Origin of the sequence: Acidovorax sp. Root70, assembly GCF_001428225.1 — a bacterium.
In the GTDB taxonomy this organism is placed as follows: Bacteria; Pseudomonadota; Gammaproteobacteria; order Burkholderiales; family Burkholderiaceae_C; genus Acidovorax.
The window spans coordinates 108,874-123,585 of the sequence record NZ_LMHQ01000003.1 but is presented as its reverse complement, the minus strand read 5'-3'; the positions used below and the strand labels follow the sequence as shown (position 1 = coordinate 123,585).

The 14,712-nt window shown below is 65.9% G+C and carries 15 protein-coding genes; 5 read left to right on the top strand and 10 right to left on the bottom strand.

Translation table 11 applies throughout. The annotated features are described in order from the left end of the window. Positions 1 to 52: 52 nt before the first annotated feature. The gene (locus ASD94_RS02970) at positions 53 to 685 is read left to right on the top strand and encodes a TetR/AcrR family transcriptional regulator (protein ID WP_056638366.1); all 633 of its coding nucleotides are present in this window, start codon (positions 53 to 55) and stop codon (positions 683 to 685) included. A 24-nt stretch (positions 686 to 709) separates the two neighbouring features. On the opposite strand, the gene ASD94_RS02965 is transcribed toward ASD94_RS02970, so the two are convergent. Further along, positions 710 to 937 carry a SlyX family protein gene (locus ASD94_RS02965; RefSeq protein ID WP_056638363.1) on the bottom strand — a complete coding sequence of 76 codons (228 nt, stop codon included), beginning with the start codon at positions 935 to 937 and terminating at the stop codon, positions 710 to 712. 7 nt (positions 938 to 944) lie between these two features. Continuing rightward, on the bottom strand, positions 945 to 2,135 hold the full coding sequence (locus ASD94_RS02960; protein WP_056638360.1) for a PLP-dependent aminotransferase family protein: 1,191 nt from the start codon (positions 2,133 to 2,135) through the stop codon (positions 945 to 947). 125 nt (positions 2,136 to 2,260) lie between these two features. On the opposite strand from ASD94_RS02960, the gene ASD94_RS02955 reads away from it, so the two are divergent. Next, positions 2,261 to 2,740: a GyrI-like domain-containing protein gene (locus ASD94_RS02955; RefSeq protein ID WP_056638358.1), complete on the top strand. Its 480-nt coding sequence runs from the start codon at positions 2,261 to 2,263 to the stop codon at positions 2,738 to 2,740. A 52-nt stretch (positions 2,741 to 2,792) separates the two neighbouring features. Here ASD94_RS02955 and ASD94_RS02950 read toward each other — a convergent pair whose 3' ends face one another. Together ASD94_RS02950 and ASD94_RS02945 are read right to left on the bottom strand one after the other, a co-directional pair. Beyond that, entirely contained in the window at positions 2,793 to 3,770 is a 978-nt protein-coding gene (locus tag ASD94_RS02950) for a tripartite tricarboxylate transporter substrate binding protein (RefSeq protein WP_056638356.1), read from the bottom strand. An 81-nt stretch (positions 3,771 to 3,851) separates the two neighbouring features. After that, on the bottom strand, positions 3,852 to 5,324 hold the full coding sequence (locus tag ASD94_RS02945) for an amidase (protein WP_056638353.1): 1,473 nt from the start codon (positions 5,322 to 5,324) through the stop codon (positions 3,852 to 3,854). Between the two features lie 122 nt (positions 5,325 to 5,446). Here ASD94_RS02945 and ASD94_RS02940 point away from each other — a divergent pair, with 122 nt between their 5' ends. Then, a complete protein-coding gene (locus ASD94_RS02940) occupies positions 5,447 to 6,412 on the top strand; it encodes a LysR family transcriptional regulator (RefSeq protein ID WP_056638350.1) in 966 nt (321 codons plus the stop codon). Positions 6,413 to 6,414: 2 nt separating this feature from the next. Then, on the top strand, positions 6,415 to 7,053 hold the full coding sequence (nth, locus tag ASD94_RS02935; RefSeq protein WP_056638347.1) for an endonuclease III: 639 nt from the start codon (positions 6,415 to 6,417) through the stop codon (positions 7,051 to 7,053). 138 nt (positions 7,054 to 7,191) lie between these two features. On the opposite strand, the gene ASD94_RS02930 is transcribed toward nth, so the two are convergent. From ASD94_RS02930 to ASD94_RS02905, 6 genes are all read right to left on the bottom strand, one after another. Then, on the bottom strand, positions 7,192 to 7,938 hold the full coding sequence (locus ASD94_RS02930; protein ID WP_056638344.1) for an aspartate/glutamate racemase family protein: 747 nt from the start codon (positions 7,936 to 7,938) through the stop codon (positions 7,192 to 7,194). A 24-nt stretch (positions 7,939 to 7,962) separates the two neighbouring features. Continuing rightward, on the bottom strand, positions 7,963 to 8,727 hold the full coding sequence (locus tag ASD94_RS02925; RefSeq protein ID WP_056638341.1) for a GntR family transcriptional regulator: 765 nt from the start codon (positions 8,725 to 8,727) through the stop codon (positions 7,963 to 7,965). Between the two features lie 13 nt (positions 8,728 to 8,740). Continuing rightward, positions 8,741 to 9,634 (bottom strand): ABC transporter permease, encoded by an 894-nt coding sequence (locus ASD94_RS02920; RefSeq protein WP_056638338.1) that lies wholly within the window; start codon positions 9,632 to 9,634, stop codon positions 8,741 to 8,743. A gap of 154 nt (positions 9,635 to 9,788) precedes the next feature. Beyond that, positions 9,789 to 10,703, bottom strand: coding sequence for an ABC transporter permease (locus tag ASD94_RS02915; RefSeq protein ID WP_056638335.1), 915 nt, complete (start codon positions 10,701 to 10,703; stop codon positions 9,789 to 9,791). A 182-nt stretch (positions 10,704 to 10,885) separates the two neighbouring features. After that, positions 10,886 to 12,178, bottom strand: coding sequence for a PotD/PotF family extracellular solute-binding protein (locus ASD94_RS02910; protein ID WP_056638332.1), 1,293 nt, complete (start codon positions 12,176 to 12,178; stop codon positions 10,886 to 10,888). Positions 12,179 to 12,238: 60 nt separating this feature from the next. Continuing rightward, a complete protein-coding gene (locus tag ASD94_RS02905; protein ID WP_056638328.1) occupies positions 12,239 to 13,309 on the bottom strand; it encodes an ABC transporter ATP-binding protein in 1,071 nt (356 codons plus the stop codon). A 248-nt stretch (positions 13,310 to 13,557) separates the two neighbouring features. On the opposite strand from ASD94_RS02905, the gene ASD94_RS02900 reads away from it, so the two are divergent. Further along, complete coding sequence (locus ASD94_RS02900) at positions 13,558 to 14,691, top strand: GGDEF domain-containing protein (protein WP_233247160.1); 1,134 nt, start codon at positions 13,558 to 13,560, stop codon at positions 14,689 to 14,691. Positions 14,692 to 14,712 lie beyond the last annotated feature (21 nt).

The following is a 14,712-nucleotide window of genomic DNA, read 5'->3' as shown; positions in this document are numbered from 1 at the left end:
AGGGTCGTGGACTAGAAGTATTTTCTAGAACTTTATTCTAGAATCACGTTCCATGGCAAGCCGCAATTCCCCGCCCCCCACTTCATCCCCGGCCGAAGCACCCACCGACCGCCGCCAGGACATCCTGAACGCCGCCCTCGCCTGTGCGGCTGAAGGCGGCGTGGACGCGGTCACCATCGACGGCGTGCGCGCGCGCTGCGGGGCCAGCGTGGGCAGCATTTATCACCACTTTGGCAACCGGGACGGCATCGTGGCGGCGTTGTTCTTCGAGATCTATCACGACCAGTCGCGCAGCGTGCAGGCGCAACTGGATGCCGCCCAGGGTGTGGAGGCGGGCGTACAGGCCCTGGTCACGGGCTATCTGGACTGGGTGGTGGCGCAGCCCGAGCGGGCGCGTTTTCTGTTCCAGGCGCGGGGCGCCGTGGCCGCCGGCCCGCGCACGCCGGACCTGGCCGAGGCCGCGCGGCGCCGCAACCAGGCGCTGGTGGCCTGGTTCGAGCCCCACCGCCGGTCCGGCGCGCTGCGCGATCTACCGTGCGAGCTGATGCCGTCGTTGGTGATGGGGCCGGTGCAGAGCTACTGCAGGGCCTGGCTGTCGGGCAACGCGGCCCAAGGGGGTTTGCCCTCGCCCACCACCTACCGCGCCGAGCTGGCCGAGGCTGCCTGGCGGTCCGTCAGGGCGTAGACCGAGTGATCGGATTAACTCCGATCAGTAATGCGGCGGTAGCTCGTCGCGCAGGTTGCGGGGGCCGTTCGAGCCGCCTTCAGGCGCTTGCTGACGCAGCTGGATGACCTCATGCGTCAACCGGTCGATCAGTTGCTGCTGCTGGTAGATGGTCATGTTCAGCTGGTCCAGCAGGTCTTCGGTAAAGCTGGCCTTGATCTCCAGGCTTTCTAGGCGCTGGAGGATGCTGGTGAGATCGTTGGCGTCGGACATGGAGGCGTCAGATCGCCTGGCCCAGGCGCGCGACGCCTTCGCGGATCTTGTCCACATCGGCCGTCGCGAACGACAGGCGGAAGGTGGCGTGGTCGGGGTTGGCGCAGAAGAACGGCGTGCCGGGCACAAAGGCCACACCCTTTTCAATCGCGCGCTTGGCCAGCACGTTGCCATCGGCCACCTTGCCGCCTGCGCCCGTCAGGCGCGCCCACACGAACAGGCCGCCCTGGGGCTGCACAAATTCGATGGCGTCGCCCAGCTCCTTACGCAGCGCATCGCCCATGGCCTGGGCGCGCTCGGCATACACCTTGCGCACATGGGCCAGCGTGCCAGGCATGCGGCCGGCCTTGAGGTACTGCGCGGCCGTGGCCTGCGCAAAGGTGCTGGTGTGTGCATCGCTGAACTGCTTGCACATGGTGGCCTTGCCCAGCAACTCGGCCGGGGCAATCATCCAGCCCACGCGCAGGCCGGGCGACAGCACCTTGCTCAGGCTGCCGCAGTGCACCAGCAGATCGCGGCTGCCGGGCACGGTGGCCGACAGATTCAGCAGACTAGGGGGAGGCGCATCGCCAAAATACAGATCGCCATAAGGATCGTCCTCGACGATCAGCGTGTTGTGCTTCACGGCCATTGCCAGCACGGCCTTGCGGCGCTCCAGGCTCAGCATGGCGCCGCTGGGGTTGCCGAAGGTAGGGATCAGGTACACAAACTTGGGCTTGTGTTCGGCGATGAGCTTTTCCAGCTCATCGGTCTTTACGCCGTTGCCATCGATAGGCGCGCTGATGAGTTCGGCGCCATACAAGCGGAAGCACTGGATGGTGGCCAAGAAAGTGGGGCCTTCCACGATCACCTTGTCGCCGGGGCTGATGAGCGTCTTGCCCAGCAGGTCCAGCGCCTGCTGGCTGCCGGTGGTGACGATGAGGTTGTCGGCCGCCACATCCTTGGCGCCCTTGCTGGTCATGAAGGCGGCCAGTTGCTCGCGCAGCGGGTTGTAGCCTTCGGTGGCGCCGTACTGCAGCGCCGCACCGGGTTCTTCGGCCAGGGCAGCGTTGCTGGCGGCGCGGATGCCTTCCACGTCGAACATCGCGCTGTCGGGGAATCCGCCTGCAAAGCTGATGATGCCGGGCTTGCCCAGCAGCTTGAAAAGCTCGCGGATGGCGGAGGTTTCTACGTTGTTCAGGCGGTCGGCAAATTGCATGGCGTGGACAGAAGTGGTTGGCAACAAACCGTGCATTGTCGCCAATTGCGACGCAGGATTCATGCGGTGTCCGTCCGACAGGCTCTAAACTGGGTTTTCCGTCCACCGCCATTGCCCCGCCCGCCATGACCCTGACCCTCCGCACCCTGCCCCGCATGCGCCTTGCCACCATGCGCCACACCGGCGCCTACGGCCACCCGGGCCTGACCGAGTTGTGGGAGCGTTTTGGCAGCTGGTGTGCCGCAAATCGCCTGAATGATCCACGACCCAAGTTCTACGGCTTCAGCCATGACGACCCGGCCTGCACGCCGCCCGAGCAGTGCCGCTATGACGCAGCGGTGCAGATTGGCGTGGGCCTGCGCACCGGGCCCGATGTACAGGTGATGGACTACGAAGGCGGCGACTACGCCTGCATGCACTTTGTGGGCACCGGGCCCGAGATCGCTGCCGCCTGGGCGCAGATGGGCGCGCCGGGCCAGATTCCCGAAGGCTGGGAATGCAAGCCCCGCGCCGCGCTGGAAATTTACGACGAGGACTTTGTGGTGGACCCGGCCACAGGGCGCTTCCCGTGTTGGCTGTGTATTCCCGTCAAACGGGCGCGCTGAATCTCGTAGGGTTTCGCCGACGGGCCGGATAGCCCTTTTTCAGCGCTTACCGTCAATCCACCCGGATATCCGCCCGCGCCGCCACGGCGCGCATCAGCGGCAGCTCGCGCTCAATGCGTGCGCGCAGCGCTTCGCCATTGCCCCCCAGCGGCGTGAGGCCGATGTCCACCATCTTCTTCTTGAACTCCGCCGAGGCCAGGGTCTCGGCCAGGGCCTTTTCCAGCTTTTTCTGCACGGGTGCGGACAGGCCTGCAGGCCCCACGAAGGCAAACCACGAACCCATGTCAAAGCCGGGGTAGCCGCTTTCGGCCACGGTGGGCACATTGGGCAGCAGGGCCAGACGCTGCGGGCTGAGTGCGGCAATCGCCTTGATCTTGCCGGACTTGATGAGCGGCGTGGACGCCACCACGGTGTCCACCGCCAGTTGCACCTGCCCGCCCATCAGCGCCGTAAGGCTGGGCGAGCTGCCGTTGAAAGGCACATGCATCATCGGAAAGCCTGCCGTGGTCTTGAGCATCTCGGCGCCAAAGTGCACCGACGAGCCCGTGCCGTAGGAGCCATACGAAAACTTGTCCGGCGCCGCCTTGGCCTGGGCCACGATGTCCTTGAGCGACTGGCCCGGGGTGTCGTTGTGGGCCACCAGCAGCAACCCCATGTCGGCCACCAGGGCCAGGGGCGTGAAGCTCTTGAGGGGGTCGTACGGCAGGTTCGTGCGAATGGCCGGGTTCATCGTGAGCGTGGTGTTGGACCCGAGCAGCAGCGTGTAGCCGTCAGCAGGCGCCTTGGCCACCACGGACGCCGCCACCACCGTGCCCGCGCCGGGTCGGTTCTCGACCACCATGGGCTGCCCCAGACGCTCGCCCAGGGCTGTGGCCAGCAACCGCCCCAGGATATCGGTGGCGCCACCTGCTGCAAAAGGCACGACCAGCTTGATGGGGCGGTCTGGGTAAGACTGTGCCTGCGCCAGGCCGGGCGCGCCCAGTACCAGGGCGCTGAGCAGAAAACTCGATACGAAGCGGGAACGCAGCATGGTGAAGCTCTCCAGAAAGCACGTTGACAAAAGCGAGGGGGTTAACGGTGTGGGACGGAACGGCGAGCGGCCAGGCTCCCATCAATCCAGCAAGGGACTGCGCTGGCGCGCACACCCGCTGGCCTGGTCGTAGGCGTGGCCGATCTGCATCACGGCGGCGTCAGACTGCGCTGGGCCGATGATCTGCAGACCTGCAGGCAGGCCGCTTGGGCCGAAGCCTGCGGGGGCTGCCAGCGCGGGCAGCCCGGCCATGGTGGCGGGCACCACGGTCTCCATCCACCGGTGGTAGGTGTCCATCGTTCGACCGCCGACCTCATGGGGCCAGTCCAGCTCGGCATCGAACGGGAAGACCTGGGCAGCGGGCAGCACCAGAAAGTCGAATTGCTCGAACAGGCCGCGCAGCACCTGGTACCAGGCGCTGCGCACGCGGGCCGCGTCGTACACCTGCAAGGCAGTCAGGCGCATGCCGCGCTCGATCTCCCAGACCGCCTCGGGCTTGAGCAGCGCGTGGGTCGCCGGGTTGCGGTACAGGGTCGCATTGGCCCCCGCCACGCTGAAGCTGCGCAGGTCAATCCATGCGTTCCACAGCTGCTTCAGGTCGAACGCGGGCACCACGGACTCCACCGTGCAGCCCACGGTGCGAAAGTGCTCCAGCGCGTGCTCGCAGGTGGCCAGCACACCGGGCTCGGTGGGCAGGTGGCCGCCCAGGTCGCCCAGCCAGCCGATGCGGGCGCCGCGCCAGTCGCGCTCCAGCGGCTGGCCCAGCAGGGAAACATCATCGTGTCGGCGCGTGAGCGGCAGGCGCGCATCAAAACCCGCCTGCACCGACAGCAGCAGCGCCAGGTCCGGAATGTTGCGCGCCATGGGCCCGGCCACGCTGAACTGCTGGAAGAACACCTCTTCCGTCGGCCCATGCGGCACCAAGCCGAACGAGGTACGCAGCCCATACACATTGTTGAAGGCCGCTGGCGTGCGCAGCGATCCCATCATGTCCGAGCCATCGGCCACGGGCAGCATATGCAGTGCGACGGCCACTGCCGCCCCGCCGCTGCTGCCACCTGCCGATACGGCCGGGTTGTGGGCATTGCGCGTGGTGCCGTACACCGGGTTGTAGGTGTGGCCGCCCAGGCCAAACTCGGGGGAGTTGCTGCGACCGATGAACAGTGCGCCGCCTGCGCGCATGCGCTCGAACACCACCGCATCCGTGGCCGACACCTGCCCAGCAAAGATGGGCGAGCCCCGCGTGGTGACCATGCCCGCGGCGGGCATGATGTCCTTGGGCGCCTGCGGAAACCCATGCAGCGGGCCTAGGCTCTCGCCGCGCGCCAGTTGCGCATCGCGCTCCGCCGCCTGCGCGCGCAGGACGTTGCGGTCCACCATCGCCACCAGCGCGTTCACCACCGGGTTGAGCCGACCCACCTGGGCCAGGTAGGCGTCAAGCACCTCGGTGCAGGAGACCTCCCGCGCATGGATGGCGCGCGACAGGCTGGTGGCCGTAAGGTCCACGATGTGGCTGGGGGTGCCCCCCAGGGTGACGCTGTTTGCGGAAGGCATGGGGGCTGGGGCCGGTGAATGTGTCATTTGCAAGTCAGCATAAGCAGCCCGCTGCGTTTCGACAATCAACGATTTCTGGGGTTATCTTTGCGTTTTATGCAATCCACACCCCGAAAGGCCCCATGCTTTCCAGCCGCTTGCAGGACACCGCGCTGCGCTACTTTCTGGAGGTGGTGCGCAGCGGCTCGGTCAGCGAGGCCGCCACGCGCCTCAACGTATCGCCCTCGGCCGTGAGCCGCCAAGTCGCCGCCCTCGAAGACCTGCTGGGCGTGCCGCTGTTTGACCGGCGCCCGCGCGGCATGGCACCCAGCGCTGCGGGCGAGTTGCTGGCCGCCCATGCACGTCGCGGCGCGCTGGAGGCCGACCGCGTGGTCTCCGACATCCAGGCGCTGCAGGGCCTGCGCACGGGGCTGGTCCGCATCTGCAGCTCGGCGGGTTTTGCCATCGAGTTTTTGCCGCGCGTGATGGCGCAGTTCCGCCAGCAGTACCCCGGCATCCAGTTCCACCTGCGCGTGGCCAGCCCGGCGGCCGTGACGGTGGCGGTGCTCAATGGCGATGCGGACATTGGACTGACCTACAGCCGCTCGGCCGAGCGGGACATCGTGGTGCAGCACCGCCAGGCCGCGCCCGTCATCGCCATCATGCGGCCCGACCACGCACTGGCACGCGCCCACTCCGTCACGCTGGCGCAGATGCACGCCTACCCCATCGCCCTGCCCGAGCGCGACAACACCGTGCGCCAGCTGTTCGACATTGGCTGCAGCCAGCGCGGCCTGGTCTTCGAGCCCGCTCTGGTGTGTAACCATTTCGAGACGCTGATGCACTTTGTGCTGCATGGCGGCGGCCTGTCCATCTCGGGCGAGGTGACGGTGCGCGACCGGGTGCAGCGCGGCGAGCTGCATGCCGCCCAGATCCGGGAGCCCGGCATGAGCGCCCGCGCCGCCGAGCTGCAGACCCTGAGCGGCCGCACCCTGCCCGCTGCGGTGCGGATGTTCCTGGAATTTCTGCAGGCGCAGCTGCGGGACAATGCGCCACCGGTCACGCCCGCCAAAAAAAGCAAGCCCTCCGCCCCACCCCGCCAACGATGATGATGAAAACCGCCCAGATCGAGCCCTTCTTCGCCACCCTCAAGGCGACCAACCCCCTGCCCAACACGGAGCTGGAATACACCACCCCGTTCGAGCTGCTGGCCGCCGTGCTGCTGTCGGCCCAGGCCACCGATGTGGGCGTGAACAAGGCCACGCGCAAGCTGTTCCCCGTGGCGGGCACGCCGCAGGCCATCCTGGCCCTGGGGCTGGAGGGGCTGGAGGGTTACATCAAGACCATCGGCCTGTACCGCACCAAGGCCAAGAACCTGATGGAGACCTGCCGCATCCTGGTGGAGCAGCACGGCAGCCAGGTGCCCCGCACGCGCGAAGCGCTGGAGGCCCTGCCCGGCGTGGGCCGCAAGACGGCCAATGTGGTGCTGAACGTGGCTTTTGGCCAGCCCACGATGGCGGTGGACACGCACATATTCCGCGTGAGCAACCGCACGGGCCTGGCACCGGGCAAGAACCCGCTGGCGGTGGAGCTGCAGCTGATGAAGCGCGTGCCCGCCGCCTATGCGGTGGACTCGCACCACTGGCTGATCCTGCTGGGCCGCTATGTGTGCCAGGCGCGCAAGCCACGCTGCTGGGAATGTGTGGTGAGCGAGTATTGCGACTACCGGCCGAAGACACTGGCGCCCTGAACGCACAGAATGCACTGCGCTTCAAAATTCATAGCATCTGACGCATATTGTTCTAGCGTATCCGGCCAAAAACACTCGAAAACTGCGCTCTGGCAGAGACTCCGAACCCTTGCGCAACCGCCAGCCCGCAAGGCCGGGTCAGGCCACGCAGGGGGTGCCCAGCGCCGCCATCTCCTGCGACACCCCCACCCACGCCACGTCAAACCCCGCCACCTTGCGCTCCGGCGGCACGGGGTGCGCACGCAGTGCCCAGGTGGCGCCGGCGACCACGCTGTCGATCACCGGCACCGACACCTGGGGCTGCACAGCGGCAGCCATGCCTGCCAGCCCGGCGCCGCCCAGGATGACGGCCTGCACGCCCATCTGGCGCACCACATCTCGGCATGCCTGGGCCAGCAAGGCACGGGCTGCTTCGGGGTCAGCCGCCAGTTGCGCGCCGGTGGGTGCCACGGTGTGAATGCCTGCCAGTGCGTGGGCGTGGCCGAGCGCCTGGGCCAGGCGCTGCAGCATGGGGCCCCAGCGCTCGCCGCCGGTGACGATGGCAAAGCGGCCGTGGCGCGCGGCTTCGATGAATGACGCTTCGGCCAGGCCGGTGACGGGTACGGGGCTGCTCTCACGCAGCGCCATCAGCCCGGGGTCGCCAAAGCAGCCGATCAGCACCGCGTCGGGCGGGGCGTGAGGCTGTGCGATCTCATGCGCCCACACATCGAGCGCGGCGTGGGCTGCCACGGCGTAGCTCGCCTCACATGCGATGTATGGTGCGCCAAAGCGGGCCGTGGCCGTGCGCACCGCCACATGCGAGCCCGCAGCCCCCTGCACATGCCGCTGCAGCAAGGCACTGACATGGGCCGACATGTTGGGGTTGATGACGAGCAGTTGGCGCATGGGAGGAAGGAGGTGAAAAGCGAGTCAGCCCCCGCCGAGCAACCGCGCAAGATCGGGCACCTCTGCCGCAGGGGGTGTGAACTCCAGCTGTGACTCGATGCGCGCCAGGTGGGCCAGCATCAGCCGGGGCGCCTCGCGCGCATCGCGCAGGCGAATCGCGTCGATCAGTGCCCGGTGCTCGCGGCAGCCGCAGGCCGTGGCCTCTTCGCGGGTTTGGGCATGGCTGGGGCTGTAGGTCATGAGGATGAGCGAGGTGCGCGAGACCAGCTCGCGCAGGATGCGCCCCAGCGTCTGGTGCCCGGCCGCCTGCGCAATGTGGAGGTGAAAGTCGCCCGAGAGGCGGATGGCACGGCGCATGTCGCCGCTGGCGCGGGCGGCCTCCTCGTCGTCGATGCAGGTGCGCAGGGCAGCGATGTCGCCATCGTTGGCGTTGGCGATGAAAAGCTCCACCAGGCGCGGCTCCAGCAGGCGGCGGGCCTCGAACACCTCCAGCGCCTCCTGTGGTGTGGGCTGGGCGATGGATGCGCCTCGGTTGGGCGTGAGCGTGACCACCTGCTCATTGGCCAGCCGCACCAGCACGGGGCGCACGCGGGTGCGCGAGACACCGAAGGCAGCCGCCAGCTTGTCCTCCACCAGCTTGGTGCCGGGCGGCAGCCGGTGGTCGAGGATGGCCGAGACCATGCGCTCGTACATGTCGTTGTCGCTGAGCTGGCCGGTCGTGTCGGGCTGCACGGGCGGTTCGGTGACCGCAGCGCGCGCGCGCCGGGGCTTGGGGAGGGTGGTCGTCATAAGGGTGCCGTTTTTAACCCGAACGGCCCTTGCGCCTGCGGCCCAAAGCCCACACCAACGCCAGCGTGATGCCCATCACGGCAAACGACACCACGGTGGTGAGCGTGCCCAACGCATAGATGGACGGCGTGGTCACCGTGCTGGTCAGCCCCTGCAGCTCCAGCGGCAGCGTGTTCACATCACCAATGGCCTGCGAGGTGCGGGCAATCTCGTCCCAGCTCAGCGTGAAGCCGAACATGCCGATGCCCACCACCGACGGCGCAATCAGCGGCAGCGCCACATGCGCAAAGCCCTGCCAGGGTGTGGCGCCCAGGTCGCGTGCAGCCTCTTCGTACGCAGGGTTGAAGCGGTTGAACACCGCAAACATGATGAGCAGGCCAAACGGCAGCGTCCATGTGAGGTGTGCGCCCAGAGCAGAGGTAAACAGGCCCAGCGATGTGCCATAGCCCTCCAGCGCGCTTTCCATGCCCAGCCATTCGAGGGCCACCTTGATGCCGTTGTCGATGAGCCGGAACTCCAGCCCGATGCCCAGCGACACGATGATGGACGGCATGATGAGGCTGGCCACGACGATGAAGAACAGCGTGTTGCCTCCCGCCAGCCGCTTGCGAAACGCCAACCCGGCCAGCACCGACAGCACCACCGTGCACAGCATCACCGCCACGCCCAGGCCGAGGGACCGCCACAGCGCCGCGCCAATGTCCACCACGCCCAGCCCTTCGGCCAGTTTGGCGAACCAGTGCAGCGACACGCCGCGCATCGGAAAGGTGAGCCCCCCTTCTGGCCCCTGAAAGCTCAGGATGAAGATGACGAACATGGGCCCGTACATGAACAGCACGAACAGCGCAAAAACAATGGCCAGGGGCCAGAAGCTGGCGGGACGGGTTTCGCGGATGCGGTTTTTCATGCTGGATTCCCATGATTGTTCGTCTTCGGCACAGTGCCGTCCAAAATGGCACGCACCAGGCCAGTGACACCGTGGAACCGGCTTTGCCGGGCCACCGGTGTCGCCCCCTTGAGGGGGGAGGCGGCTACACGCAGTGAGCAAGCAACGGGGGTGTTCATAGTTCTTTGCGAATATCGACAAGGCGCGTGAGGCACCAGATGATCATCAGCACCACGGCCAGCAGGATCACGGCATTGGCCGCTGCCAGCGGGAACTGCAGGTACGACGTCTGCACCTGGACGATCTTGCCGATGGACGCAATCTGCTGCCCGCCCATCACGCCGATGGTCACGAAGTCACCCATGACGATGGTGATCACAAAGATCGAGCCGATGATGATGCCGGTGCGCGACAGCGGCACGATCACGTTCCACAGCGTCTGCCAGCCACTCGCGCCACTGTCGCTGGCGGCTTCGATCAGGCTGCGGTCAATGCGCGTCATGCTGTTGAAGATGGGCACGATCATGAACATGGTGTAGAGGTGCACAAAGGCCAGCACCACCGAAAAGTCGGAGAACAGCAGCCACTCGATCGGCGTCTCGATGAGGTTCATGCCCATCAAGGTTTGGTTCACCAGCCCATTGCGCCCCAAGAGCGGCACCCACGAGATCATGCGGATCACGTTCGATGTCCAGAACGGAATGGTGCACAGGACGAACAGCAGCGTCTGCATGCCCGACGAGCGCACATGGAAGGCCAGGAAATAGGCCACGGTAAAGCCGATCACCAGCGTGATCAGCCACACCAAAAAACTGAACTTGAGCGTGGAGTAATACGTCTTGAGCGTGACGCACAGCCCCTCTGACGCATCACCACAGCCCGCAAAGATCGACACGTAGTTTTTGAACGTGAAGCCGGGCAACAGCTCGTACTCGTTGAAGTCCCAAAAGCTGACCATCACGATCAGCGCCAACGGGATGAGGAAGAACAGCGCGAACACCAGCGTGAACGGCGCGGCCTGCCACCAAGCGGCTATGGTGCGGCCAGGAACGGCGGCAGCGGGTAAGGACGGTGTGGTGGTCGTGCTCATGGTGTTTGCAATCAATGAATCCAACGGTCTGAAGTTCGGCGCTAATCGTTAAAACTGGCGCTGCCCCAGACCAGTGCTCCCGCGCAAGGGCCGCCCCGCCGCGCTGGGAGCGTCCCCCTCCCGACCCGCGCAGCGGGTCGAGAGAGGGGTGAAGGCGCGCAGCGCCTCAGGGGGTGCACTCCTTATGCAGCGACGAATTCATTCCATTTTTGAACCATGTAGTTGTTCTCATCCATCAGCGCATTCCAGCAAGCAATACCGCCCATGCGCGACTCGTAGCTGCCGCCGTCGCGCACGGCACCGGCCTTTGCCAGCACGTCGCCGTTCGGGCTCTTGATGTCTTGCGTGGCGGGCTTGCCTTCCATCCAGTAGGCCCACTCGTAGGCTTCCATCTTGGACTTGGCGGTCTCCAGCACGGCGCTGTAGTAGCCCTGGCGGTTCAGGTAGGCACCGGCCCAGCCGTCCAGGAACCAATTGATGAACTCGTATGCGCCATCGAGCTTGCGGCCGCTCAGCGTGGTGGGCAGGCCAAAGCCCGCAGCCCAGGCACGGTAGCCTTCCTTCAAGGGCTGGAAATTGCAGGCAATGCCCTTGGTGCGCACCGCCGTCACAGCCGGGCTCCACATCGACTGGATCACGACCTCGCCCGAGGCCATCAGATTCACCGACTCGTTGAAGTCCTTCCACAGCGCGCGGAACTGGCCCTGCTTCTTGGCCTCGATCAGGGTCTTGATCGTGAGATCAATTTCCTTCTTGGTCATGTTGCCCTTGTCGGGGTACTTGTAGATGCCCATGGCCTCCACCACCATCGCGGCGTCCATGATGCCGATGGAGGGGATGTTCAGGATGGCGGTCTTGCCCTTGAACTCGGGGTTGAGCAGCTCGGCCCAGGAGTTGATGGGGCGCTTGATCAAATCGGGGCGGATGCCCAGCGTGTCGGCGTTGTACGTCGTCGGAATCAGCGACATGAACTGCGTGGGCGCGGTGGCGAACTTCTTGGACTTTTCGCCTTCCAGGTAAATCACTTTCTTGGGCGCCGTACCCTGGTCGCCCACGGCCTTGCCCGCCACCATGCCGGTGGTGAACAGCGTGGTGATCTTGTCGGCGTTCTTGATGCGCTTGGTGTCAATGCCCTTCAGGTTGCCGGTGGGCACGATCTTCTTGAGCGAGAAGTATTCGGTGTCGATGAGGTCAAAGCTGTTGGGCGCCGTGACGGCGCGCTTGGTCACGTCGTCCGTGGTCACAGCCACGTACTGGATCTCGATGCCGGTGTCGGCCTTGAATTTCTCGGCAATCGCCTTGTCCTGGTTCACGGCCGTTCCCAGGTAGCGCAGCACGATTTTTTCCTGCGCATGCACGGCCGGAAACATGCCAGCGGCCAGGATGCCCGCTGTGCCCTTGAGCAGCGAGCGGCGCGCCACACCAGTGGCTTCGGGGACAACAGCAGGGGAATCAGCACGGAAAGCATCGGACATGGGAAAACTCCTTGGGTTGCGGAAGGGGACGGGTGAAAAAGGGGTTGCGTGGCGACACGGTCAGGCGGCTTGCGCCATGGCAGAAGCAGGCACGGACAACGGGTGCGCCTGGTCGGGCGTCCAGTGCAGTTGCACGCCCTGCCCCACTTGATAAGGGTGCGCGGCAAAGGCGGCTTCTGACACCATGACCGAATAGGCCGCCGTGGCGTTGGCCGACAAGGCCACGCCCTGCTTTTGCAGGCCCACCAGCACGTAGGTGCCTTGGTATTCCACATCGGTCACCACGGCCAACATGTGCTGGGCACCCCAGGGCAGCTCGGCCTGGGTAGGGGCGATCTGCAGGTGGTCGGTGCGCACGCCCACCTTGCCACCCTCGGTCTCGATCACGTTGTGGCCGCCCATGAAGCGCGCCACAAACTCGCTGGCGGGCCGGTTGTAGACCTCGTGTGGGCTGCCCACCTGTTCGATCACGCCGTGGTTCATCACCACCATGGTGTCGGCCAGGGCCATGGCTTCTTCCTGGCTGTGGGTGACGTGGATGAAGGTCAGGCCCAGCTCCTTTTGCCATCGGCGCAGCTCGGCGCGCATCTGGATGCGCAGGAAGGGGTCGAGCGCGGACAGTGGCTCGTCGAGCAGCAGCACGCGCGGCTGGGTGATGAGGGCGCGTGCCAGCGCCACGCGCTGCTGCTGCCCGCCCGAGAGCTCTGCCGGTTTGCGTTCGGCCAAATGACCCAGCGCCACGCGCTCCAGCAGGTCGCGCGCCTGGGCCTGGCGCTCGGCCTTGCCCACGCCTTTCATCTTCAGGCTGAAGGCCACGTTATCGAGTGCCGAGAGGTGCGGGAACAGCGCAAAGCTCTGGAACATCATGGCCGTGCCCCGCGCGGCGGCGGGCAGATCAGTGATGTTGCGGTTCTCCAGCAGGATGTCGCCGCTGGTCACCGACTCGTGCCCCGCAATCATGCGCAAGGTGGTGCTCTTGCCGCAACCCGAGGGCCCCAGCAAACAGCAGTAGCTGCCGCTGGCAATGCGCAGGTTGATCGCATCCACGGCGGGCTTGCCGCTGGCATAGCGCTTGGTGAGCGCGATGATTTCAATGGCGGCGGGGGTGGGCGCAGGGTGGGTGCTTTGCATGGGTATGCCCTACGCAAAGCCCATGCCAACTTTGTACACAATGTTTTATGTACTTTGCATACAAAATGCACCAACAAGGCGCACCTTGCCGCCCCATACCGGCCCACACCCGTCCTGCCCCCAACCCTACCCCGGGCAAACCATGCACCGAAACAGCGCTGTGCCCGCCAGGTGCGTGGCTATACTGGCTTCGCATCTGAAACAATTTATTACGTCAGCGCGTCCTTCCTCCTTCTCCTGCCTGCCGCATGACGAACCTCGACCCGCGCTCCATGATCGCCCTGGCGGGCTTCATGTCTGCCGTCATGGCCATGGTGCTGCTGTTCATGCGGCGGCACTACCCGCCCAGCATTCGCGGTGTGGGGGGCTGGGCGGCGGCGCCACTGCTGTGGCTGTTGTCCACCGTGCTGTTTGGCGCGCGCGGCGCCATCCCTGACTGGCTGGGCCTGGTGCTGGCCAATCAGCTGCTGGTGCTGGGCTCGGTCACCTACTACATGGGCACGCGACAGTTCATGGGCCAGCCCGCCACCTGGCGCACCTGGAACTGGGTGATGGCGGGCACCACGGTCGTGTTTGCCTGGCTGACCTACGGGTGGCCCAACTATGCGGTGCGGGTGGGGTTTTTCACCGTGGTGATGGGGGCGTTGTATGCCGCGCAGCTGCGCTTCATGCTGCACCACGGTGGGCGCAACTTCCCCGTGCGGCTGGTGGAGGTGATGCTGGGCCTGCACATGCTGGTGCTGGGCGTCAGGCTGGTTTCGATACTGGCTGGGCACGCAGGCAACGACCTGATGGAGCCATCGCTGTTCCAGACCCTGTACATCGGTGCCTATGCGCTCACCGTGCTCATGCTGTCCATCGGCGCGGTGCTGATGGCCACCGACCGCTTGCGCACCGAGCTGGAACACCTGGCCACCTACGACTCGCTGACCCAGGCCCTCAACCGCCGTGCCTTGCTGCAGCGCTGTGAGGACGAGCTGGAGCGCGCGCAGCGCTACGGCAACGGGCCGTCCATCATGATGGTGGACCTGGACAACTTCAAAGCAGTCAACGACACACGCGGCCACCAGCACGGCGATGCGGTGCTTGTGCACTTTGCCGAGCGCACCCGCCAGGTGCTGCGCCGCGCCGACCGCCTGGGCCGCTATGGGGGCGAGGAATTTATAGTGCTGCTGCCGGGAGCCGACGCCCAGGCCGCCCTGGGCGTGGCCCAGCGCATCCACGCCACACTGGCCACGGGCCACCCGCTGGACTGCGAGGTGAGCATCGGGCTGACCAGCTGGACCGGGCCACAGGAGACCCTCGACGCCATGCTCTCCCGCGCCGACGCCGCCCTCTACCGCGCCAAGGAAGAAGGCCGCAACCGCACCGTGGTGGGCTGAAACCTCTTCCAGTACGGCGAC